The sequence below is a fragment of the Rhizobium sp. YAF28 genome (genome assembly GCF_052113285.1).
GTDB lineage: Bacteria > Pseudomonadota > Alphaproteobacteria > Rhizobiales > Rhizobiaceae > Rhizobium.
In genome coordinates this window covers 92,651-116,936 of sequence record NZ_JBFRCX010000006.1, presented here as the reverse complement: position 1 = coordinate 116,936, position 24,286 = coordinate 92,651, and the positions used below count along the sequence as shown (strand labels likewise).

Annotated in this window: 26 protein-coding genes and 1 pseudogene; 21 read left to right on the top strand and 6 right to left on the bottom strand. The window is 60.5% G+C overall.

The window, feature by feature from the left end:
* Positions 1-17 precede the first annotated feature (17 nt).
* The 9 genes and pseudogenes from AB4Z13_RS15120 (at position 18) to AB4Z13_RS15080 (ending at position 6,212) form a co-directional block, all read left to right on the top strand.
* Complete coding sequence (locus tag AB4Z13_RS15120; protein ID WP_439014888.1) at positions 18-659, top strand: SGNH/GDSL hydrolase family protein; 642 nt, start codon at positions 18-20, stop codon at positions 657-659.
* 2 nt (positions 660-661) lie between these two features.
* Entirely contained in the window at positions 662-1,240 is a 579-nt protein-coding gene (locus AB4Z13_RS15115; protein WP_439014889.1) for a GNAT family N-acetyltransferase, read from the top strand.
* 16 nt (positions 1,241-1,256) lie between these two features.
* Entirely contained in the window at positions 1,257-2,702 is a 1,446-nt protein-coding gene (lpdA, locus tag AB4Z13_RS15110) for a dihydrolipoyl dehydrogenase (RefSeq protein ID WP_439014890.1), read from the top strand.
* Between the two features lie 99 nt (positions 2,703-2,801).
* A complete protein-coding gene (locus tag AB4Z13_RS15105; protein ID WP_113325300.1) occupies positions 2,802-3,056 on the top strand; it encodes a GlsB/YeaQ/YmgE family stress response membrane protein in 255 nt (84 codons plus the stop codon).
* A 14-nt stretch (positions 3,057-3,070) separates the two neighbouring features.
* Positions 3,071-3,319 (top strand): GlsB/YeaQ/YmgE family stress response membrane protein, encoded by a 249-nt coding sequence (locus tag AB4Z13_RS15100; protein WP_113325299.1) that lies wholly within the window; start codon positions 3,071-3,073, stop codon positions 3,317-3,319.
* A gap of 105 nt (positions 3,320-3,424) precedes the next feature.
* Positions 3,425-4,396 carry a lipoyl synthase gene (lipA, locus tag AB4Z13_RS15095; RefSeq protein ID WP_113325298.1) on the top strand — a complete coding sequence of 324 codons (972 nt, stop codon included), beginning with the start codon at positions 3,425-3,427 and terminating at the stop codon, positions 4,394-4,396.
* Between the two features lie 161 nt (positions 4,397-4,557).
* A pseudogene (locus AB4Z13_RS15090) lies at positions 4,558-5,155 on the top strand (AAA family ATPase).
* 13 nt (positions 5,156-5,168) lie between these two features.
* Positions 5,169-5,756, top strand: a complete 588-nt coding sequence (locus AB4Z13_RS15085; RefSeq protein ID WP_439014891.1) for an AAA family ATPase — start codon at positions 5,169-5,171, stop codon at positions 5,754-5,756.
* A gap of 9 nt (positions 5,757-5,765) precedes the next feature.
* Positions 5,766-6,212: a type II toxin-antitoxin system RatA family toxin gene (locus tag AB4Z13_RS15080; RefSeq protein WP_439014892.1), complete on the top strand. Its 447-nt coding sequence runs from the start codon at positions 5,766-5,768 to the stop codon at positions 6,210-6,212.
* 3 nt (positions 6,213-6,215) lie between these two features.
* On the opposite strand, the gene AB4Z13_RS15075 is transcribed toward AB4Z13_RS15080, so the two are convergent.
* From AB4Z13_RS15075 to AB4Z13_RS15065, 3 genes are all read right to left on the bottom strand, one after another.
* A complete protein-coding gene (locus AB4Z13_RS15075) occupies positions 6,216-6,521 on the bottom strand; it encodes a hypothetical protein (RefSeq protein ID WP_113325294.1) in 306 nt (101 codons plus the stop codon).
* Positions 6,522-6,600: 79 nt separating this feature from the next.
* A complete protein-coding gene (locus AB4Z13_RS15070) occupies positions 6,601-7,095 on the bottom strand; it encodes a CinA family protein (protein WP_439014893.1) in 495 nt (164 codons plus the stop codon).
* Positions 7,092-8,312 (bottom strand): bifunctional 2-C-methyl-D-erythritol 4-phosphate cytidylyltransferase/2-C-methyl-D-erythritol 2,4-cyclodiphosphate synthase, encoded by a 1,221-nt coding sequence (locus AB4Z13_RS15065; protein WP_439014894.1) that lies wholly within the window; start codon positions 8,310-8,312, stop codon positions 7,092-7,094. The genes AB4Z13_RS15070 and AB4Z13_RS15065 overlap by 4 nt, the downstream gene beginning before the upstream one ends.
* A 140-nt stretch (positions 8,313-8,452) precedes the next feature.
* On the opposite strand from AB4Z13_RS15065, the gene dusB reads away from it, so the two are divergent.
* The 8 genes from dusB (at position 8,453) to hflX (ending at position 18,558) form a co-directional block, all read left to right on the top strand.
* A complete protein-coding gene (dusB, locus tag AB4Z13_RS15060) occupies positions 8,453-9,472 on the top strand; it encodes a tRNA dihydrouridine synthase DusB (RefSeq protein WP_439014895.1) in 1,020 nt (339 codons plus the stop codon).
* Complete coding sequence (locus AB4Z13_RS15055) at positions 9,469-10,623, top strand: two-component system sensor histidine kinase NtrB (protein WP_113325290.1); 1,155 nt, start codon at positions 9,469-9,471, stop codon at positions 10,621-10,623. Before dusB ends, AB4Z13_RS15055 begins: the two co-directional genes overlap by 4 nt.
* Entirely contained in the window at positions 10,620-12,071 is a 1,452-nt protein-coding gene (gene ntrC, locus AB4Z13_RS15050; RefSeq protein ID WP_007822475.1) for a nitrogen regulation protein NR(I), read from the top strand. Before AB4Z13_RS15055 ends, ntrC begins: the two co-directional genes overlap by 4 nt.
* Before the next feature lie 183 nt (positions 12,072-12,254).
* Positions 12,255-14,522 (top strand): ATP-binding protein, encoded by a 2,268-nt coding sequence (locus AB4Z13_RS15045; RefSeq protein WP_439014896.1) that lies wholly within the window; start codon positions 12,255-12,257, stop codon positions 14,520-14,522.
* On the top strand, positions 14,512-15,876 hold the full coding sequence (ntrX, locus tag AB4Z13_RS15040) for a nitrogen assimilation response regulator NtrX (protein ID WP_007822479.1): 1,365 nt from the start codon (positions 14,512-14,514) through the stop codon (positions 15,874-15,876). The genes AB4Z13_RS15045 and ntrX overlap by 11 nt, the downstream gene beginning before the upstream one ends.
* A 61-nt stretch (positions 15,877-15,937) precedes the next feature.
* Positions 15,938-16,801, top strand: a complete 864-nt coding sequence (locus tag AB4Z13_RS15035; protein ID WP_439014897.1) for a D-amino-acid transaminase — start codon at positions 15,938-15,940, stop codon at positions 16,799-16,801.
* Between the two features lie 110 nt (positions 16,802-16,911).
* A complete protein-coding gene (gene hfq, locus AB4Z13_RS15030) occupies positions 16,912-17,154 on the top strand; it encodes an RNA chaperone Hfq (protein WP_003539403.1) in 243 nt (80 codons plus the stop codon).
* A 78-nt stretch (positions 17,155-17,232) separates the two neighbouring features.
* The gene (gene hflX / locus AB4Z13_RS15025; protein ID WP_113325287.1) at positions 17,233-18,558 is read left to right on the top strand and encodes a GTPase HflX; all 1,326 of its coding nucleotides are present in this window, start codon (positions 17,233-17,235) and stop codon (positions 18,556-18,558) included.
* An 18-nt stretch (positions 18,559-18,576) separates the two neighbouring features.
* Here hflX and mazG read toward each other — a convergent pair whose 3' ends face one another.
* From mazG to AB4Z13_RS15010, 3 genes are all read right to left on the bottom strand, one after another.
* Positions 18,577-19,422 (bottom strand): nucleoside triphosphate pyrophosphohydrolase, encoded by an 846-nt coding sequence (gene mazG, locus AB4Z13_RS15020; RefSeq protein ID WP_113325286.1) that lies wholly within the window; start codon positions 19,420-19,422, stop codon positions 18,577-18,579.
* Between the two features lie 6 nt (positions 19,423-19,428).
* Positions 19,429-20,016, bottom strand: a complete 588-nt coding sequence (locus AB4Z13_RS15015; RefSeq protein ID WP_113325285.1) for a nucleoside deaminase — start codon at positions 20,014-20,016, stop codon at positions 19,429-19,431.
* A gap of 93 nt (positions 20,017-20,109) precedes the next feature.
* Positions 20,110-20,247: a hypothetical protein gene (locus AB4Z13_RS15010; RefSeq protein WP_162748161.1), complete on the bottom strand. Its 138-nt coding sequence runs from the start codon at positions 20,245-20,247 to the stop codon at positions 20,110-20,112.
* Between the two features lie 49 nt (positions 20,248-20,296).
* Between AB4Z13_RS15010 and cysG the strand changes: the two genes are divergently transcribed.
* The 4 genes from cysG to AB4Z13_RS14990 are packed head-to-tail and all read left to right on the top strand — an operon-like array spanning position 20,297 to position 24,251.
* Complete coding sequence (gene cysG / locus AB4Z13_RS15005; protein ID WP_442206254.1) at positions 20,297-21,733, top strand: siroheme synthase CysG; 1,437 nt, start codon at positions 20,297-20,299, stop codon at positions 21,731-21,733.
* 1 nt (position 21,734) lies between these two features.
* Positions 21,735-22,049 (top strand): DUF2849 domain-containing protein, encoded by a 315-nt coding sequence (locus tag AB4Z13_RS15000; protein WP_007822491.1) that lies wholly within the window; start codon positions 21,735-21,737, stop codon positions 22,047-22,049.
* A gap of 8 nt (positions 22,050-22,057) precedes the next feature.
* A complete protein-coding gene (locus AB4Z13_RS14995) occupies positions 22,058-23,728 on the top strand; it encodes a nitrite/sulfite reductase (protein ID WP_037106157.1) in 1,671 nt (556 codons plus the stop codon).
* A 10-nt stretch (positions 23,729-23,738) separates the two neighbouring features.
* On the top strand, positions 23,739-24,251 hold the full coding sequence (locus tag AB4Z13_RS14990; RefSeq protein ID WP_439014899.1) for a DUF934 domain-containing protein: 513 nt from the start codon (positions 23,739-23,741) through the stop codon (positions 24,249-24,251).
* Positions 24,252-24,286: the final 35 nt, after the last annotated feature.

Below are 24,286 nucleotides of genomic sequence, written 5' to 3'. Positions count from 1 at the left end.
GACGCGGGAGGGCGGACATGACGAAGACTGTTCTTTGCTATGGTGACTCGCTGACTTGGGGCTATGACGCCGTCACGATCGGCCGTCATGCCTACGAAAACCGCTGGCCGAGCGTGCTTCAGGCAACGCTCGGAAGCGGAGTTCGCGTCATCGCGGAAGGCCTGAACGGCCGCACCACCGCCTTTGACGACCATCTTGCCGATTGCGATCGCAATGGCGCACGCATTCTGCCGACTGTTCTGCAGACGCATGCGCCGCTCGATCTCGTTATCCTGCTGCTCGGCACCAACGACATGAAGCCGGTCGTTGCCGGCTCGGCCTTTGCCGCGTGCCAGGGCATCGGCCGTCTGGTGCGGCTGATCCGCAATCATGCCTGGCCCTTCGAATTCGATGGGCCGGAGATCCTGATCGTGGCGTCGCCGGCAATCTGCGCGACGGGCAATGTGCCCTTCGCGGCATCCTTCCCCGGTGGCATCGAGGAATCGGCAAAGCTTCCGACGCTTTACCGTGATCTCGCTGATGAACTCGGCTGCGGCTTCTTCGACGGCAATTCCGTCGCCAAGACGACGCCGATCGACGGTATTCACCTCGATGCGGAGAATACGCGTGCGCTCGGTCGCGGCCTTGAGCCCATCGTGCGGATGATGCTGGGCCTCTGACGATGACTGCCTTTCTCGCTCTCCGACAGGCCTCCCGCCGGGATGCTTCGGAACTGGCGATACTGGCGGATATTGCTTCTCACGGCTTTGCCTCATGGCTCTGGTTTGCCGATGTCGCAAGCGGCACGAGCGATACACCGCTGGAGCGGGGCCGGCTGAAGATGAGCGACGAGGCGCTCGGCGGCTGGAAGAACGCCGTCATCGGCGAGGCCTATGATGAGATCGCCGGAATGGCGATCGGTTACGAAGTGGATGAAGGCATACGTGATCTCGAAGCGCGGCATCCGGCCATAGAGCCGATGCTGGCGATGCAGAGATCGGTGATCGGACACTGGTTCATTGGCAGTCTCGCGGTCTATCGCCATATGCGCGGTATCGGCATCGGCAAGAGGCTGCTGGAAGATCAGCTCGCAAGGGCAGACGTGCTGCCGGTCAGCCTGATCACGTCGGATAGTAACGAAGCGGCTCTGTCGCTTTACGGAAGAAACGGATTTTCGGAAGCGGCGCGCATGAATGCCGTGCCGCTCTTCGATAACAGCAAAAAGCACGCATGGGTTCTCATGACCCGCGCGCGAGCGTAACAAAGGCAGGAAAGCAATGGCTCAATCCTACGACGTCATCGTCATCGGTTCCGGTCCCGGCGGCTATATCGCCGCCATCCGCGCCGCGCAGCTCGGCCTCAAGGTCGCCTGCGTCGAGCGCGAACATCTCGCCGGCATTTGCTCCAACTGGGGCTGCATTCCGACCAAGGCGCTGCTGCGCTCGGCTGACGTCCTGCATACCGCCCAGCACGGCAAGGATTACGGCCTGGTGCTGGAAGGCACGATCAAGCCCGATATCAAGGCGATCGTCACCCGTTCGCGCGGTATTGCGCATCGCATGAATAACGGCGTCGGCTTCCTGTTCAAGAAGAACAAGGTCGATGTCATCTGGGGTGAGGCAAAGATCACCAAGCCCGGCGAGATTGTCGTTTCCAAGACGACGAAGAAGCCGATGGAGCCGATGGGTCCGGTGCCGAAGAACGCGCTCGGCGAAGGCACCTATACGGCCAAGCACATCATCGTTGCGACCGGCGCGCGTCCGCGCGCACTGCCGGGCATCGAGCCGGATGGTAAGCTGATCTGGACCTATTTTGAAGCAATGAAGGCGGACGAACTGCCGAAGTCCCTGCTTGTCATGGGATCGGGCGCGATCGGTATCGAATTCGCAAGCTTCTACCGCACGATGGGCGTCGACGTCACCGTCGTCGAGATCATGAGCCAGGTCATGCCGGTCGAGGATGTGGAAATCTCCGCTCTCGCCAAGAAGCAGTTCGAGCGTCAGGGCATGAAGATCCATCTGGAGGCCAAGGTCGCCAAGGTGGAGAAGGGCGCAAATTCGATCACTGCCACCATCCAGAAGAAAGACGGAACGACGGAAACGATCACTGCAGACCGCATGATTTCAGCCGTCGGCGTGCAGGCCAATGTCGAAGGCATCGGCCTTGAGGCTGTCGGCGTGAAGACCGATCGTGGCTTCATCGTCATCGACGGCTATGGCAGGACCAATGTGCCTGGCATCTACGCGATCGGCGACGTTGCCGGCCCGCCGCTGCTGGCCCACAAGGCCGAGCATGAAGGCGTCGTCTGTGTCGAGAAGATTGCCGGCCTGCCGAACGTTCATCCGATGGACAAGCTCAAGATCCCGGGCTGCACCTACTGCAACCCGCAGGTCGCATCTGTCGGCCTGACCGAGGCTAAGGCCAAGGAGTTGGGCCGCGATATCCGCGTTGGCCGCTTCCCTTTCAGCGCCAACGGCAAGGCTGTCGCGCTCGGCGAAGACCAGGGTCTGGTCAAGACGATCTTCGACAAGAAGACCGGCGAACTGCTCGGCGCCCACATGGTCGGCGCCGAAGTCACCGAGCTCATCCAGGGCTTCGTGGTCGCCATGAACCTGGAGACGACGGAAGAAGAACTGATACACACGATCTTCCCGCATCCGACCATTTCGGAGACGATGAAGGAAAGCGTGCTCGATGCTTACGGCCGCGTTCTGAACGCTTGATAATTTTCTTGTGCGCCCTCTATCCCGTGGCGGAACGCCATTGCCCGGGATGGAAAATCCATTCGCTCCCCGGGGTGGAAAAAACGAAAGGAAATCATCATGTCTATGAGCACGCAGTCGCTTCTCGTCTTTCTGCTGATCGGTCTGGTCGCGGGCTTCCTCGCGAGCCTGGTCGTCGGTGGTGGTGGGTTGATACGGTGCCTGCTCAGCGGCATCATCGGCGCGTTCGTGGGCGGGTTTTTGTTTAATGCATTGGGGATTTCTCTGGGCATTGAAAATGCACTGGTGGTTCAGATCATCCACGCCACTGTCGGCGCCATTGTCGTGGTGCTGATCGCAAGGGCGATAGCGTAGGGCAGAAACACGGGATGGAAGGCGTCGGCTGGATTTCGGCAATCATTATCGGTGGACTTGCGGGCTGGCTCGCGGGCAAGCTGATGGAAGCGCGTTACGGCATATTGCTGAACATCGTGCTCGGCATTGTCGGCTCGGTCGTCGCCACCGCCATCCTGGCACAGTTCCATATCGAGGTTGCCGGCGGAAGGTTCGGCTACTTCGTGACGGGCTTCATTGGCGCCTGCCTGCTGATATTCTTCGCGCGGCTGGTTCGAAGATAAAGTGCGAAGACAGGGCGCATCCCTTCAGATCGAAAGATTTGAATAAACGAACGATGCGCAATATGACAATCCGGGCCGCATGGGGCGGCGGAAAGTTGAACTGACATGGTCACCATTCTCGACACGATCAATCCAGACGCAAAGCGTGTGCGGCATCCGGAAAAGGCGCATCGCCCGGATACGGAAGTCCTGCGCAAGCCGGACTGGATTCGTGTGAAGGCGCCGACCTCGAAAGGCTACGCCGAAACCCGCTCGATCGTGAAGGAGCACAAGCTCGTCACCGTCTGCGAAGAGGCGGGCTGCCCGAATATCGGCGAGTGCTGGGACAAGAAGCACGCCACCTTCATGATCATGGGCGAGATCTGTACGCGCGCATGCGCCTTCTGCAACGTCGCGACCGGCAAGCCGAATGCGCTCGACATGGCCGAGCCGGAAAACGTCGCCAAGGCCGTCAAGCAGATGGGCCTGAGCCACGTTGTCATCACCTCCGTCGACCGCGACGATCTGGAAGATGGCGGCGCCGAGCATTTCGAAAAGGTCATCTGGGCAATCCGCGCCGCTTCGCCGATGACGACGATCGAAATCCTGACGCCCGACTTCCTGAAGAAGCCTGGCGCGCTGGAACGCGTCGTCGCTGCCAAGCCCGACGTCTTCAACCACAATATGGAAACGGTTGCCGGCAACTATCTGACGGTTCGCCCGGGCGCCCGCTACTTCCATTCCATCCGCCTGCTGCAGCGCGTGAAGGAGCTCGATCCCACCATGTTCACCAAATCCGGTATCATGGTCGGCCTCGGTGAGGAGCGGAACGAGGTTCTCCAGCTCATGGACGATCTGCGCACCGCCGATGTCGACTTCCTGACGATCGGCCAGTACCTGCAGCCGACCCGCAAGCACCACAAGGTCGAGAGCTTCGTCACTCCGGAAGAGTTCAAGTCCTACGAGACGGTCGCTTACACTAAGGGCTTCCTGATGGTCGCTTCCAGCCCGCTGACGCGCTCCTCGCATCACGCTGGCGACGACTTCGCCCGCCTGAAGGCTGCGCGTGAGAAGAAGCTGCTGATGGCTGCCGAGTAAGAGCTTGCCACATGTGTTTAATAGGACCGCGGTGATTTTCGCCGCGGTTTTTCTTTGTTCGCTTCATTGTCATCATCAGGTCACGCGAAGCAGCTAGCCAGCACGCCGCTCTTCGCAACAGATCGGTCCGCGAAGGCGATCCTGTCGAAAGCGAGTTTGCCATGCATCAAGTGACGACGTCGCCTGAATCCGTGCGTGCAGTCTCCATTGCCGAAGCTGCCACCATTATTCCCCGTGCCGAGCGCATCCTGGTCTTCGGCTGCTCCGGCACCGGCAAGTCGACGCTTGCCCAGGCGCTCGCACGGCGATTCGGACTGACTTACGTCTCTATGGACCGCGACATCTTCTGGCTGCCCGGCTGGAAGCTGCGTCCGCGGGAGGAATCCGTTCAGCGCATCCGCGATGCCGTTGCGGGCGAACGCTGGATCATGGACGGCAACAACCCAAGCACATTGCCGGATCCGTCTGGCGCGCGCCGATATGGTGCTCTGGCGCCGCCCGGCGCGCAGCGTTTCCGTGCGCAGCGTGCTCGGGCGTTGGTGGAAATATCGCGGTCGGACCCGGCCGGACATGGCACCGGGATGCCCTGAGCGGATCGACTTGCAATTCCTGAAATACATCTGGACGTTCGAAAAGCGGGAAGCGCCGAAATTCGCGGCGATGCTGGCAAGCCATGGCCGCGACATCCCGGTTCTGACGCTCAAGTCCTTCCAAGAGAGCGACGAATTGCTCTCCAGACTGCCGGCTGTGAACGAGTAAGAAGGAACTCGCAATGGAACGGCAATCGGACGAGGCAATCAACTATGTCGACGACGCCTTTGCCGCCGGGCAGATTCGCGACGCGAGACGCATCTTGGTCATCGGCTGCTCGGGCGGCGGCAAGTCGACGCTTGCTCAGAAACTGGCGAACCATTTCGACCTGACCTATCTCTCGATCGACCGCGATATCCTCTGGCTGCCGGGCTGGGTGGAACGCAGCAGGCAGGAACAGCGCCAGCGGATCGTCGAAAGGATTGCCGGCGAGCGCTGGATCATGGATGGCACCAATCCGTCCACTTTCGATATCCGCCTGCCGCGCACCGATATCGTCATCTGGGTGCGGATGCCGCGCCTGCTTTGCGTCTGGGGAGTTGTGACCCGCTGGCTGAAGCACATTGGCCGCACACGCCCGGAAATGGCACCCGGCTGCATCGAGAAGGTCGATTGGCAGTTTCTGGAATTCATCTGGACCTTCGAGAAGAAATTCTCGCCGCGCGTGACATCAGCCATTGCTGCGCACGGACCGCATGTGCCCGTTTTGCAGGTGAAATCCCGCCGCCAGATGCGAGCGCTTCTTGATCTTCTCGATGTCCCGGCTTAACTGCGCTTCATGCCGCAATTCGAAACGCATCGCCCTGTCCCGCACACGCCCGACCAGATGTTCAACCTGGTGTCTGATGTCGAACGTTATCCGGAATTTCTGCCGCTCTGCGAAGCTCTGTCGGTGAAGAACCGCAAGGAGCGTGACGGCAAGGAACTGCTGATCGCCGACATGACGGTCGGCTACAAAGCGATCCGCGAAACCTTCACGACCCAGGTCCTGCTCAACAGGGCCGAGCGCGTCATCGACGTCAAATATATCGACGGCCCGTTCCGCTACCTCGACAATCGCTGGCGGTTCGTCGAGGCGGAAGGCGGCGGCTGTACGGTCGATTTTTTCATCGACTATGAGTTCAAGAGCCGCATTCTCGGCGCGCTCATGGGGTCAATGTTCGACAGGGCTTTCCGCATGTTCACGGACGCCTTCGAAAAACGGGCGGCAACGATCTACGGCTGACAGTCAGCGATCGAAGAAATGGTCGAAGATCTGCGTCGCGGGATAAGCGTAGGAGCCACGGTCGATGAAGCTGTAGCGATAGAGGCAGCCTCTGAGTGCTGCGTTGTAGAGCAGGCTGGTGGTATCAGGCGATCCGCGATAGCCCAGCGCTTCCGGTTGGCAGCGGCGGAGCGCATGGTCGTATTTGCGCAGAAGAACGGGGTCCGAATCCACCCGCACGCCACCATTAACCTGATAGTTGGATGGTGCTTCAGCCGCCGAAACGCAGGCGAGGCTCAAGACGACACCGATGCATGCCAAGTATCTCATTTGACCGTTCCTTCAAAACTAGTTCTTGCCTACACGCGGCAAAAACTGAAATTCCTGCGTTTTGTTCCTTCACTCAATATCACGCAATTTCAATAACCATTTGAAGTGCCGTCCGGATTGTTGCCAGGCGGATTTCCGTGCGGCCAATGTCGCCGTAAAGCATCTTACGATGGACAAGCTTACCCGAACGTGATTTCGCCGCAAGATGCACCAGCCCGACTGGCTTTTCCGGTGATCCGCCGCCAGGCCCGGCGATGCCCGTCACAGCGACCGCAAGGTCGGCGCGCGAGCGGAAGAGGGCACCATGCACCATCTGCCGGGCCGTCTCCTCTGAAACCGCGCCGAAACGGATGAGCGTCTCTTCCAGCACGCCGAGCATCTGCATCTTGGCCAAGTTCGTATAGGTCACGAAGCCACGGTCAACGACAGCGGACGATCCCGAGATCTCCGTGAGCGCGCCGGCAATCAGTCCGCCGGTGCAGGACTCTGCCGTCGATACCATCAGACCCGCAGCCGTGAAATTGCGGATGATGTTTTCCGCCATCGAAGTGATATCTGCGGGAAACAGGCTCATCGCTTCCTGCCTCCATAGACGACGGTTGCCGTTGCAATCGCGGCGATCCCCTCGCGGCGGCCGACGAAACCGATCGTCTCGTTGGTGGTGGCTTTCACCGAGCAGCGCTCGATGTCGATGCCGAGGAATTCCGAAAGATTGGCGCGCATGGCTTCGCGATGCGGCCCGACCTTCGGCGCCTCTGCAATCAGCGAGACGTCCGCATTGGTGATGGTGCCGCCATGATCGCGCACGATCTTTGCTGCATGTTCGATGAAGATGCGGGAAGGGGCACCCTTCCATTGCTGGTCGGATGGCGGGAAATGATCGCCGATATCTCCGGCGCCGCAGGTGGCAAGCAGCGCATCCGTCAAGGCATGCAACGCCACATCGGCATCCGAATGGCCCTTGAGCTTCTGATCATGCGGAATGAAGACGCCGCAGAGTGTAACACCGTCGCCGGGCTCGAGCTGATGCACGTCATAACCGTTGCCGGTGCGCACATCCGGGATACGGGCGTTTGAGAGCTTATCGTCGGCCATGGCTATATCGCTTCTGACTGTCAGCTTGACGTTGGTCGGTGCGCCTTCGACGATGGTTACAGGAATACCGAGCCACTCGGCGATTGATGCATCGTCGGTGAAATCCGTCCTGCCGCTGGCGGCTGCCTTCTCATGCGCCTCGAGAATGGTGGCGAAATCGAAGGATTGCGGCGTCTGGGCCGCATAGAGCTGGTCGCGCGGAATGGTCTTAACTACGATCCCGTCGCTGCCGGCCTGCTTCAGCGTATCAGCGACCGGCGTTGCCGGAAGAACCGCGGGCGCGCCGGCCGAAAGCGTATCGGCGATCCGGTCGAGAAGCTGGTGATCGACGAAGGGGCGCACCGCGTCGTGGATCAGCACGTGGCTGATGCCCTTATCCCTAAGGTGTCGCAGGCCGGCCAGCACCGACTGCTGTCGGGTCGCGCCGCCATGAACCGTCTCGATCGGCGTTGCGGAGATGACGTGTCGGGATGCCCTGGCAAAAAGCGCTTCGTCATCGGGGTGGATGACAACGACGATGTGCGTTGCCGCTTCCCATGTCATGAAATTTTCAAGCGTGTGAACGATAACCGGCTTGCCGCCGACCATCCGATACTGCTTGGGGCCTTCCTCGTGTGATCCGGCGCGTTCACCGCGGCCCGCCGCAACGACGACAATTCCAGCCGATATCGGTTGCTTAGTATGCATTTGCAGCATAAATCCCTGAATATGCGGAATGGATGTCAGTTGCTCTATCGTCTTGCTCGGACCTTTTCCAGCATTTGCCCAAAAAATATCAATTCGGTCTCGACCCTCTTGGCAAGCCGCAGAACTATGGCTAAAAATAATGCAGTTACATGGTGTGCCTGAAAGATAATCATTTGATTTCCAAGGACCTCGCAGCGCCTTTCCGAATCGGACCAGTGTCCGTGCGGAACCGCGTTGTGCTTGCGCCGATGTCGGGTGTCACGGATATGCCGTTCCGCGAACTTGCCTGGCGCCATGGCGCGGGCCTCGTTGTCACCGAAATGGTAGCAAGCCGGGAACTGGTGAATGATACCGCCGAATCCTGGGTGCGCCTGCGGGCTGCCGGTTTCCGTCCGCATATGGTGCAGCTCGCCGGCCGTGAAGCGCGCTGGATGGCCGAAGCCGCCAAGATCGCGGCCGATCATGGCGCCGATATCATCGACATCAACATGGGCTGCCCGGCCAAGAAGGTCATCGGTGGTTATTCCGGTTCGGCGCTGATGCGCGATCCGGATCATGCGCTGGAGCTGATCGAGGCGACCGTCAAGGCAGTCGATATCCCCGTCACGCTGAAGATGCGCCTCGGCTGGGACGAGAATTCCATCAACGCACCACATATTGCCAAGCGCGCCGAAGAGACTGGCGTCCAGCTCATCACCATCCACGGCCGCACCCGCATGCAGTTTTATGAGGGCAGGGCGGACTGGGATGCCATCCGTCCCGTGCGCGATGTCATTTCCGTGCCGCTGATCGCCAATGGCGATGTTGAAACGGCTGAGGATGCGCAGGAGATCCTGCGCCGCTCGGGCGCCGATGCTGTCATGATCGGCCGCGGCAGCCAGGGCAGGCCGTGGCATGCCGGTGTTTTGGCAGGTGCCCGTGAACCAGCGCGCGAAGAGATCGCGGCCATTGCCGTCGAGCACTATCGCATGATGCTGGAATTTTATGGCGAGACCGTTGCCGTCAGGCACGCCCGCAAACATCTCGGATGGTATCTGGAGCGCTTCGCGCCGGATCTTCCGGGCGAGCAAAAGGCTGCGATCATGACATCGCGCGATCCTGATAATGTGATTGCCCGCTTCGGCGATGCGATAGCGGCAGGTGCAGTAGAGCGGCGGGAGGCGGCATGAGCACGGACGGCACAGCTTCTTCCGAGAATCCAGTCAACGCTATGGCAATGGCGGTGCTGAACGCCATCCAAAACCCCGTCGTCATGGTGGATGAGGGCGGTTTCATCGTTTTTGCGAACTGGGAAGCCGAGGCCTTCTTTGGCGCCAGCGCTGCGCATCTCTCCCGCTACCGCATCTCGACCTTTATTCCCTTCGGCAGCCCGCTTCTGGCGCTGATCGATCAGGTGCGCGAACGCAAGGCGCCGGTCAACGAATACCGCGTTGATTTGAGCTCGCCGCGCCTCGGCCAGGACAAGCTCGTCGATCTCTATGTTGCGCCGGTCATTGCGGAGCCGGGCTCGGTCGTTGTCGTCTTCCAGGAACGGTCGATGGCAGACAAGATCGACCGGCAGCTGACACATCGCGCGGCTGCCCGCTCGGTCACGGGTCTTGCCTCCATGCTCGCACATGAGATCAAGAATCCGCTCTCCGGTATCCGCGGCGCTGCCCAGCTTCTCGAACAGTCCGTAATCGATGACGACCGCGCCTTGACGCGCCTGATCTGCGACGAGACGGATCGCATCGTCTCGCTGGTCGATCGCATGGAAGTCTTTTCCGACGAGCGCCCTGTTGACCGCGTGCCGGTCAATATCCATTCCGTGCTCGATCATGTGAAGGCCGTTGCCAAGGCGGGTTTCGCCCGCAATATCCGCGTGACCGAGAATTACGACCCGTCGCTGCCGGCCGTCTACGCCAATCGCGACCAGCTCGTGCAGGTTTTCCTCAATCTGGTGAAGAACGCTGCCGAAGCCGTCGGTGACCGGCCGGATGGCGAGATCATCCTGACGACGGCCTATCGTCCGGGCATCCGTCTTTCGGTCGCCGGCACGCGCGAGAAAATCTCGCTGCCGCTGGAATTCTGTGTCATCGACAATGGTCCCGGCGTGCCGACGGACCTCTTGCCGCATCTCTTCGATCCCTTCATCACCACCAAGCCGAATGGCAGCGGTCTCGGCCTCGCCCTGGTTGCCAAGATCATCGGCGATCATGGCGGCATCATCGAATGCGACACCCAGAACAACCGCACGATTTTCCGCGTCCTCATGCCGGCCTCAAAGGATGCCTCGCTTGATGACGCCGCTATTGCAAGCTCGACAGGACCCAATCGATGACAGCCACGATCCTCGTTGCCGATGATGATGCGGCCATCCGCACGGTGCTCAATCAGGCCTTGAGCCGCGCCGGTTATGATGTGCGCATTACTTCCAATGCCGCGACGCTGTGGCGTTGGGTTTCGGCCGGCGAGGGCGATCTCGTTGTGACCGACGTCGTCATGCCGGATGAGAATGCCTTCGACCTTCTGCCGCGCATCAAGAAGGCGCGGCCGGACCTGCCCGTTCTCGTCATGAGCGCGCAGAACACCTTCATGACGGCGATCAAGGCGTCGGAAAAGGGCGCCTATGACTACCTGCCGAAGCCCTTCGACCTGACGGAGCTGATCGGTATCATCAGCCGGGCGCTCGCCGAACCGAAGAGAAAGCCGGCAAAGCTCGACGACGACACACAGGACGGCATGCCGCTCGTCGGCCGCTCGGCGGCGATGCAGGAAATCTACCGCGTTCTCGCTCGTCTCATGCTGACGGACCTGACGCTGATGATCACCGGCGAATCCGGCACCGGCAAGGAGCTCGTCGCCCGCGCGCTGCATGATTACGGCAAGCGCCGCAACGGCCCCTTCGTCGCCATCAACATGGCGGCCATCCCGCGTGACCTTATCGAGTCCGAGCTCTTCGGCCACGAGAAGGGCGCCTTTACCGGCGCACAGACCCGCTCTACGGGCCGTTTCGAACAGGCCGAAGGCGGTACGCTTTTCCTCGATGAAATCGGCGACATGCCGATGGATGCCCAGACGCGTCTTCTGCGCGTTCTGCAGCAGGGTGAATATACGACCGTCGGTGGCCGCACGCCGATCCGCACCGATGTGCGAATCGTTGCCGCGACCAACAAGGATCTGAAGCAGGCGATCAATCAGGGCCTCTTCCGTGAAGACCTCTACTATCGCCTCAATGTCGTGCCGCTGCGCCTGCCGCCGCTGCGCGACCGTGCGGAGGATATTCCCGATCTCGTCCGCCATTTCGTCCAGCAGGCCGAAAAGGAAGGCCTCGGCTCCAAGCGTTTCGATCAGGAAGCGCTGGAACTGATGAAGGCCTATGCCTGGCCGGGCAACGTGCGCGAGCTGGAAAACCTCATCCGCCGCCTGATGGCGCTTTATCCACAGGATGTCATCACCCGCGAAATCATCGACGCCGAGCTTCGCTCCGATGTTCCCGATAGCCCGATCGACAAGGGTCCGATCCGCAGCGGTTCGATGACGATTGCCCAGGCGGTCGAAGAGAATATGCGTAGTTATTTCGCCAGTTTCGGCGAAAACTTGCCACCGCCCGGCCTGTACGACCGCGTGCTGACGGAAATGGAATATCCGTTAATACTTGCGGCATTGACGGCTACCCGTGGCAACCAGATCAAGGCTGCCGATTTGCTGGGTCTGAACCGCAATACGCTGCGCAAAAAGATCCGCGAACTCGGCGTTTCCGTCTACAGAAGCTCGCGTACAGCCTGACCTTCGACCTTGACATTGTGGCAATGTGCGTTGCATTTTCGCCACAATGCGTTGCTTAAAGGTCACGCATAGGGTTTGGACATTCGCCCACGATCGAGTCGTTGGAACGCCGGTTTTTCGTAAACCGGCGTTGGTTGGGCTTCTCGTTGGGCGCGACGGCACTGCCGTTCGAAGAGAGGCTGAATGGACGAAGAAGGGGTATCGCCGGAAACGGCGAACGAGGCGGTGACAACGGTGACCGATCGTCGTGCCCTGTTTGCCGTACCCGGTCTTGTGCTTGCCGGCGGCGCGTTGGTCTGCGCAACCGTCACGCTCTTCGTGCTGCTCGGCGTGACGCCGATTGCCCCGACCTCTCACGTCGTCATCGGCTCCGTCGTCATCAATTCCTTTTTCGTCCTCGGCCTGATCGCGCTGATCGGTCGCGAAGTTGCGCGGCTTTTCAAGGCCCGCACGCGCGGCCGCGCCGCTGCACGCCTGCACATCCGGATCGTCGTGCTCTTCTCGATCGTCGCGATCACGCCGGCGATCCTTGTTGCGATCTTTGCCAGTATCACGCTGAACGCCGGCCTCGACCGCTGGTTTGCTCTCCGAACCCAGGCGATCGTCAGTTCGTCCCGCAATATCGGCCAGGCCTACATGCTGGAAAACGCCAGCTATCTGCAGGGCCAGACGGTTTCGATGGCAAACGATCTCGAGCGTAACCGCGCGCTCTACAGCCTTGACAAGACCGGCTTCGGTGAGCTGATGACCCGTCAGGCAAGGGGCCGCGGCCTGCTTGGCGCCTTCCTTGTCGAGCGCGATGGCTCGGTCATCGTCCAGGCAGACATCGCCACGGAAAAACCGCTGCCCGCCATCCCGCAGGATGCGCTGGAAAAGGCGGCGGCCGGCCAGCCGACGCTGATCCCGCCCGGTGTGACCAACCTTGTCGGCGCCATCATCCGGCTCGAGTCGATCCCCGGAACCTTCCTCTACACGGTGCGCGCAGTCGACCCCAAGGTCATGAATGCCATGCGCATGATGGAGGAGAACGCCACCGAATACCGTTCGATGGAAGCCGGTCGCGTCTCGCTGCAGATCGCCTTTGCAGTGCTCTACATCGGCTTTGCTCTGATCGTGCTGCTCGCGGCGATCTGGACCGCGATTGCGGTGGCCGACCGTATCGTGCGGCCGATCCGCCTGCTGATTACTGCTGCCGATAGCGTCGCATCCGGCAACATGGATATCGTTGTGCCCGTTCACGCTGTCGATGGCGACGTTGCCAGCCTGTCGCGCACCTTCAACAAGATGATCTCGGAAATCCGCACGCAGCGCGACGAGATCCTCGAGGCGAAGGACGAGGTGGACGATCGCCGCCGCTTCATCGAAGCCGTGCTCTCGGGTGTCACCGCCGCCGTCATCGGCGTTGAGCAGGACCGGCGCATCACCATCGTCAACAGTTCAGCCGAGGCGCTGATGGCGCTGCATGCCGACGAAATGCTCGGAAAGCAGCTGTCGGAAATCACCCCCGAAGTGGAACAGGTACTGACGGAAGCCGCCTCTCGCTACCGCGGCGATTTCCGCAAGCAGATCGCGCTGGTGCGTGGTGGCACGGTGCGCACACTGAGCGTCCAGGTGACGCGCGAGGAAGTGCGCGATCTGAGTGAATCCTACGTCATCACGCTCGATGACATCACCGATCTCGTCATTGCGCAACGCTCCACCGCCTGGGGCGATGTCGCCCGCCGCATCGCTCACGAAATCAAAAATCCGCTGACGCCGATTCAGCTGTCGGCCGAGCGTATCCAACGTCGCTACGGCAAGCAGATCGACGAGAACGATCGCGCCGTTTTCGACCAGTGCACGGACACGATCATCCGCCAGGTCGGCGATATCGGTCGCATGGTCGATGAATTCTCCGCCTTTGCCCGCATGCCGAAGCCGACGAAGGAACCGAGCGATCTGCGCGCTATCCTTCACGACGCAATCTTCCTGCGCGAGATGGGCAACAACCATATCGCCTTCCAGCAGGAACTCGGCGAGGAGCGGCTGGAAGGCATGTTCGACAGTCGCATGCTGGGGCAGGCCTTCGGTAATCTCATCAAGAACGCTGTGGAAGCAATCGAGGCCGTGCCGAGCGAGGAACGCGAAGCGCGCAAGATCCTCGTCCGCGCCTCTCTGGATGAGGCGCGCGACCGCTTTACCGTCGATATCGTCGACAATGGCCGCGGCCTGCCTGTCGAGAACCGCCACAGCATTCTGGAACCCTATATGACGATGCGCGAGAAGGGCACCGGCCTCGGCCTCGCCATTGTCAAGAAGATCATCGAAGAACATGGCGGGCAGCTCGAACTGCACGATGCACCCGCAGATTTTGACCAGGGAAGAGGGGCCATGATCCGCGTGCATCTGCCACGCCGGGATGTGGCCGCTACCCCGTCAGCCAGTGACAAGGAAAGCGTTTATGGCCTCTGATATTCTCGTCGTCGACGATGAGCATGACATTCGCGAGATCGTTGCCGGTATCCTGTCGGATGAAGGCCACGAAACCCGGATGGCGCATGACAGCGACAGCGCGCTGGCGGCAATTTCCGATCGCGTGCCGCGTCTTGTCTTCCTCGATATCTGGATGCAGGGCAGCAAGCTCGACGGTCTTTCGCTTCTCGACGAGATCAGGACGCGCCATCCCGAGCTTCCCGTGGTGATGATTTCCGGCCACGGCAATATCGAGACGGCTGTTTCCGCCATCAAGCGCGGCGCCTTCGACTTCATCGAAAAGCCTTTCAAGGCCGACCGCCTGATCCTGATCGCCGAGCGCGCTCTGGAAAATTCCAAGCTGAAGCGCGAAAACGTCGAATTGAAGCGCCGCGCCGGCGATGCGCTGGAGCTGATCGGCACTTCGGTCGCTGTTTCGCAATTGCGCCAGACGATCGAAAAGGTCGCGCCAACCAATAGCCGCATCATGATCTTCGGCGCATCCGGCTCCGGCAAGGAACTGGTGGCGCGCATGATCCACAAGAAATCGACGCGCGCCAACGGCCCCTTTGTGGCGCTCAATGCCGCCAACATCACCCCCGACCGCATGGAAGTGGCGCTGTTCGGCACCGAGGGGGCGCCGGGGCAGGCGCGCAAGATCGGCGCGCTAGAAGAGGCCCATCGCGGCATCCTCTATCTCGATGAAGTCGGCGAAATGCCGCGTGAAACTCAGAACAAGATCCTGCGCGTGCTGGTCGATCAGCAGTTCGAGCGTGTCGGCGGATCCAAGCGGGTGAAGGTCGATGTCCGCATCATTTCCTCGACCGCCTACAATCTGGAAAGCCGCATCGCCGAGGGCTGGTTCCGCGAGGATCTCTATCATCGCCTGGCCGTGGTGCCGGTGCGCGTGCCGCAGCTTGCCGAGCGCCGTGAGGACATTCCATTCCTCGTCGACCAGCTCATGCGCCAGATTTCCGAACAGGCGGGTATCCGGCCGCGCCGCATCGGCGATGACGCCATGGCTGTGCTGCAGGCCCATGACTGGCCCGGCAATATCCGCCAACTCCGCAACAATATCGAGCGGCTGATGATCCTTGCCCGCACAGACGGTCCGGATGCGCCGATCACCGCAGACATGCTGCCGACGGATCTCGGGGACATGCTGCCCAAGGTCTCAGCCAAGAACGACTACCACATCATGACACTGCCGCTGCGCGAAGCCCGCGAGATGTTCGAGAAGGACTACCTGATCGCCCAGATCAACCGCTTCGGCGGCAATATTTCACGCACGGCCGAATTCGTCGGCATGGAGCGCTCGGCGTTGCATCGCAAGTTGAAGTCGCTCGGCGTCTGATTTTCTCCGGCGCGGGCTCAAGTCGCGCCGGCTCCCTTCTTTTGCCCCAAACAGGTTTTCAATGCCAAGAATTGCCTATGTGAATGGACGCTACGTGCCGCATTCCAACGCCATGGTGCATATAGAGGATCGTGGCTATCAGTTCGCGGATGGCGTCTATGAGGTTTGTGAGGTCCGTCACGGCCTGATCGTTGACCTGACCCGGCATCTGAACCGTCTCGACCGTTCGCTCACTGAGCTGCGCATCGCCTGGCCGATGAGCCGTGCGGCGCTGACGCAGGTGATTCGCGAGACGCTGCGCCGCAACCACGTCCGCAACGGCCTTTTCTACCTGCAGGTGACGCGCGGCGTTGCCCGCCGAGATCATGTATTCCCCGCCGAAGGCACGCCGCCAGCGATCGTCGTCACTGCCAAAAGCACGGATCCATCTGTCATTACCAAGAAGAATGCCGCTGGCATCAAGGCGATCACCGTTCCCGACAATCGCTGGGATCGCGTCGACATCAAGTCGGTCGGGCTGCTGTCGAATGCGCTTGCGCGCCAGCAGGCGAAGGAAGCCGGTGCCCAGGAAGCGATTTACGTCGATGCCGATGGCATGGTGAAGGAAGGGGCTGCGACCAATGTCTGGATCGTCGATGCCGACGGTACACTGGTAACGCGGCCCGCCGAACATGGCATCCTGCGCGGCATCACCCGCACGACTCTGATCGATGTCGCGGCCAAATTGGGGGTTAAAATCGTCGAGCGAAAGTTCTCCGTTTCGGAGATGATGGCCGCTCGCGAGGTCTTCATTACCGCAGCCACAAGCATTTGTTTTCCAGTGGTTTCCATTGATGGACAGGCGATTGCGAATGGTCATCCCGGAAGCCTCTCGCAGAATATTCGGGAAGCCTTTTTCGACGTTGCGGAAAAGATTACGATTTGATACCAAGATTTGCTGGACAGGTGGAATGAGGGTGCCACCTGCCTTGCTGGTGAGGTTGATTGATATTCTACCGGCTTGATCAGGTCGGCAATAAAGAAAGAAGCGGCGCGATGGCGGAACGTTCTCAGAATCTGCAGGACTTATTTCTCAATACTGTACGCAAGCAAAAGATTTCCCTGACAATCTTTCTCATTAACGGCGTGAAACTCACGGGCGTTGTCACTTCTTTTGACAATTTCTGTGTTCTGCTTCGCCGTGACGGCCATTCGCAGCTCGTGTATAAGCACGCGATCTCGACTATCATGCCTGGTCAGCCAATGCAGATGTTCGAGAGCGAAGAAGCAGCTTCCTAACCAAGGCCAGCCGTCATTTCGACACGCGATACAAAGAACGATTCCATCATCCCTGAGGCAGCCAAGCACAGGGATGATATGCGCGCGACCGTCGTCGTCCCCGTGCTGAAGTCGCGCTCGCGCGGTGGGCAGACCGAATCGGCATCGACCCGCACTCCCGAAAGCCGTCTCGACGAAGCGACGGGCCTGGCTCAGGCGATCGACCTCGACGTCGTCAACGCTTCCATCGTGTCGGTCAACGATCCGCGCCCGGCAACCTTGCTCGGCACCGGCAAGATCGAAGAGATCAAGAACCAGCTCGATGAGCGTGATTCCGGCCTCGTCATCGTCGACCATCCGCTGACGCCGGTACAGCAGCGCAATCTGGAAAAGGAATGGAACGCCAAGGTCATCGACCGGACGGGCCTGATCCTCGAAATCTTCGGCCGCCGCGCTTCCACCAAGGAAGGCACGCTGCAGGTCGATCTTGCGCATCTGAACTATCAGAAGGGCCGGCTGGTCCGAAGCTGGACCCACCTTGAACGCCAGCGCGGCGGTGGCGGCTTCATGGGCGGTCCGGGTGAAACCCAGATCGAAGCCGACCGACGCCTGCTGCAGGACCGCATCATCAAGCTCGAACGCGAGCTTGAGCAGGTGGTGCGCACACGCCAGCTGCACCGCGCCAAGCGCAGGAAGGTGCCGCATCCGATCGTGGCGCTCGTCGGCTATACCAACGCCGGCAAATCGACGCTGTTCAATCGCATTACCGGGGCAGGGGTTCTCGCCGAAGACATGCTCTTCGCCACCCTCGATCCGACATTGCGCCGTATGAAGCTGCCGCATGGCCGCACCGTCATCCTGTCCGATACCGTCGGTTTCATCTCCGACCTGCCGACCCATCTGGTCGCCGCTTTCCGCGCGACCTTGGAAGAGGTGCTGGAAGCCGATCTTGTCCTGCATGTCCGCGACATGTCTGATGTGGACAATCAGGCCCAGAGCGCTGATGTTCTGCGCATCCTGAATGACCTCGGCATCGACGAGGCCGAAGGCGAGCGCCGCATTCTCGAAGTCTGGAATAAGATCGACCGGCTGGAACCCGAAGCCCATGACGCCATGGTGCAGAAGTCCTCCGGCATGAAGAATGTCATTGCCGTTTCCGCTATCAGCGGTGAGGGCGTGGACAGGCTGATGGATGAAATCAGCCGTCGTTTGTCCGGTGTCATGACGGAAACGACTGTCACGTTGCCGGTCGACAAGCTCGCGCTGCTGCCCTGGCTTTACGACCACGCTATCGTCGATAGCCGCGAGGACAATGAGGATGGCTCCGTGACATTGGACCTGCGTCTATCTGAGACGGAGGCTACCGAGCTCGAGCGCCGGATCGGCAATGGTCCGAAGCCTGCAAAGGAAGACTGGGAGCGGTAATCCCGTTCGAGCGGAGTTTCACTCCGCCCCGGCTACGACAGCCCGCTCGATCGCCTTGGCCGCCTGCCAGATCTCTTCCATCCGTTCCAGACTAGCCGCCTCCAGGCTCTCACCTTCTGCATCAAGAACCGTCTCGATGTGATTGAATCGGCGCCGGAATTTCGTATTTGTACCACGAAGCGCCTGTTCCGGATCGGCCTTTACATGCCTGCCGATATTGACGACGGCGAAGATGAGGTCGCCGAGTTCGTCGCTGACCTTTGACTTATCGCCCTCACGCAGCGCAACGCGCAGCTCATCGACCTCCTCCTCGATCTTGTCGAGGATGGGCTCAGGTGCCGACCAGTCGAAACCAACCTTGGCGGCACGTTCCTGAAGCTTCAACGCTTCCGTCAGCGCCGGAAAGCTGCGTTGCACCGAGCCGAGGAAGCCCGTCTTGAAATCTTCCGTGATGCCACGTAGCGCTCGGCGCTCCGTGCGCTCGCGCTTCTCTGCCTGCTTGATCTCGTCCCACTGCTTCTTCACGGCGTCGGGCGTATCCGCATCCGAACGGGCAAAAACATGTGGGTGGCGACGGATCATCTTGCGGGTAATGGCTTCCACCACATCGCCGAAGGAAAACTCGCCGGCTTCTTCGGCCATGCGCGCATGAAAGACCACCTGCAGCAGCAGGTCGCCGAGTTCGTCGCAGAGATCGTCCATATCCTTGCGCTCGATCGCGTCGGCAACCTCGTAGGCTTCCTCGATCGTATAGGGCTTAATGGTCTCGAAATTCTGCACAATGTCCCACGGGCAGCCGGTCTCGGGATCGCGAAGCGCGGCCATGATCTCGATCAGGCGCGAAATGTCTTTCGAAGGTTCCATGGTCTCTCAGCTCAGCGGAATGTCGTTGGCGCTCTTGGTGGCCTGATAGGTGTCGGAGAGCGCGGCGTAGCGCGATTTGATCCGCTCTGTCTGCGCCTTGAGTTCGGCCTTCAGCGCAGCATCCTCGGTCTCGACGAGATCGGCGATCGCAAAGCTCTTCCAAAAAGCGTTTTGCCGCCTGTAGCCGCCCGGCTCGAGCCCGAAGACTTCCTTCAGGATCTTGAGATCGTGCGGGATGGCAAAGCTGTCGCGCGAATCCTCGTGGCTGAAGAAATAATAGAAATTATCGAAGCCGGCCCAGGTGATCGCCGACATGCACATGGTGCAGGGTTCGTGCGTGGAGAGAAAGATCAGGTCTTTCGTCGCCGGCTTGTCGTTGAGCTCGTAAAAGCGCTTTAGCGTATGCACTTCGCCGTGCCAGAGCGGATTTTCGAGCTCGTTATTGGTCTCAGTGACGACGAGCGCAAGATCGGATTTGCGCAGGATCGCTGCCCCGAACACCTTGTTGCCGGAAGCGACCCCAAGTTCCGTCATCGGCAGGATGTTATCCTCCATGACCTGCAGAAGGCGGGAGGCGATTGTCTTTTCCGGCATGAAAATCTCCTGTTTGGCTCATCCTATCGCCCCGCGGAATGAAGCGGAATGCATAAGTCCAGCGCCGGGGACTTTGCCACAGGCTTTATCGCTTCATCCTTTGGGCGAAAAGCTGCGCGAACCGCTCAAGATATGTGGTTTTTGCGCCGCACGGGTCAGTTTTCTCAAATCATTGATCAAGCGGGTAAAAGAATACGCGACTGGCCGGCCTTTGGAATTCTGTTTCTTCATTCGCCTGTCCGGAGAATGCATATTCGGAGAACTTCGAAGTGGATTGAGAATGCCTCCCAGAACTGAACAGCTTTCGGTATTTCCCGCCTTCCTTCGCGTGGAAGGTCGGACTGCGGCCGTTTTCGGCAATGGCGACGAAGCTTTCGCCAAGGTCCGCCTGCTCTTGAACACGCAGGCGCGCATTGTCGCGCATGCGGATCGCCCTGAAGCCGACTACCACGCTTTTCTGATTGCCAACCGCATCGAGACTGTCCGCGAAGCTTTTGCGCCCGAACAGGTCGAGGGTGCCGTATTGGTGTTTGCGGCAACCGGTGACGCGGATCAGGATCGCCGTATCGTCGATGCCGCACGCGCCGCGAAGATACCGGCCAATGCCGTCGACCAGCCCGATTATTGCGATTTCTACACGCCCGCTCTCGTCAATCGTGCGCCTGTTGCCGTTGCGATCGGTACCGAAGGGGCAGGGCCGGTGCTGGCGCAGATGATCCGAGCCCAGATCGATCAGCTCCTATCGCCCTCGCTCGGCCGTCTCGCCGCTCTTGCGACCAGCTATCGCAAGGCCGTCGAACACCTCGTTCCCCGTGGCGTTTCCCGCCGCATCTTCTGGCGTCGTTTCTTTGCAGGCCCGGTCGCCGATGCTGTCGCTAACGGCAACCTGCCGCAGGCCCGCCGCGCCGCCAATGGTCTGTTGCGCTCGCTGGATCGCGTTGAAGGCCATGTTTGGCTGGTCGGCGCCGGTCCCGGTGCCGAAGATCTCCTGACCTTGCGCGCCCAGCGCGTGATGATGGAGGCCGATGTCATCGTCTATGACGCGCTCGTGCCGCAGGCGATCGTCGATATGGGCCGCCGCGATGCCGAGCGTCTTTCGGTCGGCAAGCGCAAGGGCTGCCATTCGAAGTCTCAGGAGGAGATCAACGATCTCTTGGTCGATCTCGGTCGCCAGGGAAAACGCGTTGTGCGCCTGAAGAGCGGCGATCCACTCGTCTATGGCCGGGCAGGGGAAGAGATGGCAGCGCTACGCGCGGCCGGCATCTCCTATGAGATCGTGCCCGGCATCACCTCCGCCTTTGCCGCTGCCGCCGATTTCGAGCTGCCGCTGACACTGCGCGGCGTTGCCTCTTCGCTGGTCTTTACGACCGGACATGATCTGACCGGCGACGTTTTGCCGGATTGGGCGAGCCTTGCCGTGTCGGGCGCCACGATCGCTGTCTATATGGGCCGCACCGTCGCGGCCTCTGTTGCCGAACGTCTTATGCAGGCCGGCATTCCCTCGGAAACCACAGCCGCTGTCATCGAAAATGCCAGCCGTCCGGATCGCCGCCTGTTGCACGGAATCCTGCGCGATCTTCCCGACCTGCAGCACCGTGACGAGTTGACGGGACCGGTCATGGTCATTATCGGCGATGCGGTCGCAGGCGCCAATTTCGAACTGTCCGAACCGCTGGTGCGTGAACGCATCCGGTTCGATGAACTTGCAAGGAGCTGACATGGTAGACAAGGTTCTGACCGCCAACCGCCTGACGGACGGCGTTGCCGTCTGGCTGAACGCCAATGGCGAATGGGTGACCTCGTTGCAGGAGGCGCTCGTCGCCCGCCATGCCGAAGCCGTCGCTGCCCTTGAGGAGATCGGCAAGAAATCTTATGCCGACAACAAGGTCGTTGACGTTGCTGTCGTCGAAGTTCAGGAAACCAACGGCCAGCTCTGGCCGCTACGTCTGCGCGAGCGTATCCGCGCCCAAGGCCCGACCATGGAATATGCGCCTGGCTACAAGCCGGCCGATCCAGAATTCATTGCAGTCTGAGGAAGACGATGTACCGTTACGACGAATTTGACCACGCCTTTGTCGCCGAGCGCGTCGAGCAGTTTCGCGATCAGGTTCAGCGCCGCCTTTCCGGCGAACTGGCCGAGGACGCATTCAAGCCGCTGCGCCTGATGAATGGTGTTTATCTGCAGCTTCATGCCTATATGCTTCGCATCGCCATTCCCTATGGCACGCTGAGCTCGCGCCAGCTGCGTATGCTCGCCCATATCGCGCGCACCTATGACCGCGGTTATGGCCACTTCACCACGCGCCAGAACTTGCAGTTCAACTGGCCGAAGCTGTCGGATATGCCTGATGTGCTGGCCGAGCTCGCGACGGTCGAAATGCACGCCATGCAGACCTCGGGCAACTGCATCCGCAACGTGACGGCCGACCATTTTGCCGGTGCCGCCGCCGATGAAGTCGCCGATCCGCGTCCCTATGCCGAAATCCTGCGCCAGTGGTCTTCCGTTCATCCGGAATTCTCCTTCCTGCCGCGCAAGTTCAAGATCGCCGTCACCGGTGCAGAGCGCGACCGCGCTGCCATCCAGGTCCACGACATCGGTCTGCATCTGAAGAAGAACGACAAGGGCGAAATCGGCTTTGCCGTCTATGTCGGTGGCGGTCAGGGCCGCACGCCGATGGTTGCCAAGCTGATCCGCGACTTCCTGCCGGAAGAGGATCTCTTGTCCTACACGACCGCAGTCATGCGCGTTTATAACCTGCATGGCCGCCGCGACAACAAGTACAAGGCCCGCATCAAGATCCTCGTTCACGAGACCGGCGCTGAAGAGCTTGCCCGTCAGGTCGAAGTCGAATTCGCACAGCTGAAGGATTCCGAGCTGAAGCTGCCGGAACAGGACGTGCAGGCCATCACCGCTTATTTCGCGCCGCCGGCTTTGCCGCAACGTGCCGAGGGTTGGGAAAACCTCGCCCGCTGGAAGAAGGCCGATCCGGCTTTCGCCCGCTGGGTTCAGCAGAATGTCCAGCCGCACAAGAACCCCGATTACGGCATGGTGACGATCTCGCTGAAGCCGATCGGCGGCATTCCGGGTGATGCGTCGGACTCACAGATGGATGCCATCGCCGATATCGCAGAGGAATATGCCTTCGACGAGATCCGCGTCAGCCACGAGCAGAACCTCATCCTCCCGCATGTCGCTCTCGCCGATCTCGAAGCCGTCTATCGCGGCCTCGTCGCGATCAATCTGGCTGAAGCCAATGCCGGCCTGATCACCGATATCATCGCCTGTCCGGGGCTCGACTATTGCGCGCTCGCCAATGCGCGCTCCATTCCGCTCGCCCAGGAAATCTCCCGCCGCTTCGGCGATGCGGCCCGTCAGGCCGAGATCGGCGAGCTGAAGATCAAGATCTCCGGCTGCATCAATGCCTGCGGCCACCACCATGTCGGCCATATCGGCCTTCTGGGCGTGGAAAAGAAGGGTGCCGAACTCTACCAGATCACGCTGGGCGGTTCCGGCGACGAGCACACCTCGATCGGCGAAATCATCGGCCGCGGCTTCGAGCCGGACAAGGTGACGGATGCGATCGAAACGATCGTCGATACCTATCTCCGCCTGCGTCTCGATCCCTCGGAAATCTTCCTCGCCGCCTACCGCCGCGTCGGCCCGCAGCCTTTCAAGGAAGCGCTCTACGGCTCGGCAGCGGAAGCGGCATAAGGAGGGGATGATGACGAAGATCTGGAGAGAAACCGGTTTTATCGAGAACGATCCCTGGGTGATCGAGACCGACGAGGTGAAGGCGACGGGCGATCAGAAGCCGCTGCTGACGCTCGACGAGCTGGTCGCCAAGGCTGACGAGAGCAATGATGTCGGCTTGGGCGTGGTCATCAGGCCGGCGGATGATGTGTCGAAGCTCGAGCCCTATCTTTATCGTCTGGAGATCGTGGCTGTCGCATTCCCGGCCTTCAACGATGGCCGTGCTTTTAGCCATGCTTCGCTGCTGCGCCAGCGCCTCGGCTACACCAACGAGCTGCGCGCCGTTGGCGACGTGTTGATCGACCAGGTGCCGCTGATGCTGCGCGTCGGCATCGATAGTTTCGCCGTTACCAATGAGACGGCGATCCGCCGCCTGTCGGAAAAGCGCCTGCCGTCCATTCCGCATCATTATCAGCCGGCGGTGCGTGACGCCGAAGCCGGCAAGGGCTATAGTTGGCGCCGTCAGGCAAAGCCGGCCGCCTGAGGCTGCCGGTTCTGCCGTCTTTTTGATGACGGAAC

Coding starts and splice junctions, on each gene's coding strand:
- AB4Z13_RS15120 (WP_439014888.1), top strand. CDS start 18: ATGACGAAGACTGTTCTTTGCTATGGTGACTCGCTGACTTGGGGCTAT.
- AB4Z13_RS15115 (WP_439014889.1), top strand. CDS start 662: ATGACTGCCTTTCTCGCTCTCCGACAGGCCTCCCGCCGGGATGCTTCG.
- lpdA (WP_439014890.1), top strand. CDS start 1,257: ATGGCTCAATCCTACGACGTCATCGTCATCGGTTCCGGTCCCGGCGGC.
- AB4Z13_RS15105 (WP_113325300.1), top strand. CDS start 2,802: ATGTCTATGAGCACGCAGTCGCTTCTCGTCTTTCTGCTGATCGGTCTG.
- AB4Z13_RS15100 (WP_113325299.1), top strand. CDS start 3,071: ATGGAAGGCGTCGGCTGGATTTCGGCAATCATTATCGGTGGACTTGCG.
- lipA (WP_113325298.1), top strand. CDS start 3,425: ATGGTCACCATTCTCGACACGATCAATCCAGACGCAAAGCGTGTGCGG.
- AB4Z13_RS15085 (WP_439014891.1), top strand. CDS start 5,169: ATGGAACGGCAATCGGACGAGGCAATCAACTATGTCGACGACGCCTTT.
- AB4Z13_RS15080 (WP_439014892.1), top strand. CDS start 5,766: ATGCCGCAATTCGAAACGCATCGCCCTGTCCCGCACACGCCCGACCAG.
- AB4Z13_RS15075 (WP_113325294.1), bottom strand. CDS start 6,521: ATGAGATACTTGGCATGCATCGGTGTCGTCTTGAGCCTCGCCTGCGTT.
- AB4Z13_RS15070 (WP_439014893.1), bottom strand. CDS start 7,095: ATGAGCCTGTTTCCCGCAGATATCACTTCGATGGCGGAAAACATCATC.
- AB4Z13_RS15065 (WP_439014894.1), bottom strand. CDS start 8,312: ATGCTGCAAATGCATACTAAGCAACCGATATCGGCTGGAATTGTCGTC.
- dusB (WP_439014895.1), top strand. CDS start 8,453: ATGGTGTGCCTGAAAGATAATCATTTGATTTCCAAGGACCTCGCAGCG.
- AB4Z13_RS15055 (WP_113325290.1), top strand. CDS start 9,469: ATGAGCACGGACGGCACAGCTTCTTCCGAGAATCCAGTCAACGCTATG.
- ntrC (WP_007822475.1), top strand. CDS start 10,620: ATGACAGCCACGATCCTCGTTGCCGATGATGATGCGGCCATCCGCACG.
- AB4Z13_RS15045 (WP_439014896.1), top strand. CDS start 12,255: ATGGACGAAGAAGGGGTATCGCCGGAAACGGCGAACGAGGCGGTGACA.
- ntrX (WP_007822479.1), top strand. CDS start 14,512: ATGGCCTCTGATATTCTCGTCGTCGACGATGAGCATGACATTCGCGAG.
- AB4Z13_RS15035 (WP_439014897.1), top strand. CDS start 15,938: ATGCCAAGAATTGCCTATGTGAATGGACGCTACGTGCCGCATTCCAAC.
- hfq (WP_003539403.1), top strand. CDS start 16,912: ATGGCGGAACGTTCTCAGAATCTGCAGGACTTATTTCTCAATACTGTA.
- hflX (WP_113325287.1), top strand. CDS start 17,233: ATGCGCGCGACCGTCGTCGTCCCCGTGCTGAAGTCGCGCTCGCGCGGT.
- mazG (WP_113325286.1), bottom strand. CDS start 19,422: ATGGAACCTTCGAAAGACATTTCGCGCCTGATCGAGATCATGGCCGCG.
- AB4Z13_RS15015 (WP_113325285.1), bottom strand. CDS start 20,016: ATGCCGGAAAAGACAATCGCCTCCCGCCTTCTGCAGGTCATGGAGGAT.
- AB4Z13_RS15010 (WP_162748161.1), bottom strand. CDS start 20,247: ATGAAGAAACAGAATTCCAAAGGCCGGCCAGTCGCGTATTCTTTTACC.
- cysG (WP_442206254.1), top strand. CDS start 20,297: ATGCCTCCCAGAACTGAACAGCTTTCGGTATTTCCCGCCTTCCTTCGC.
- AB4Z13_RS15000 (WP_007822491.1), top strand. CDS start 21,735: ATGGTAGACAAGGTTCTGACCGCCAACCGCCTGACGGACGGCGTTGCC.
- AB4Z13_RS14995 (WP_037106157.1), top strand. CDS start 22,058: ATGTACCGTTACGACGAATTTGACCACGCCTTTGTCGCCGAGCGCGTC.
- AB4Z13_RS14990 (WP_439014899.1), top strand. CDS start 23,739: ATGACGAAGATCTGGAGAGAAACCGGTTTTATCGAGAACGATCCCTGG.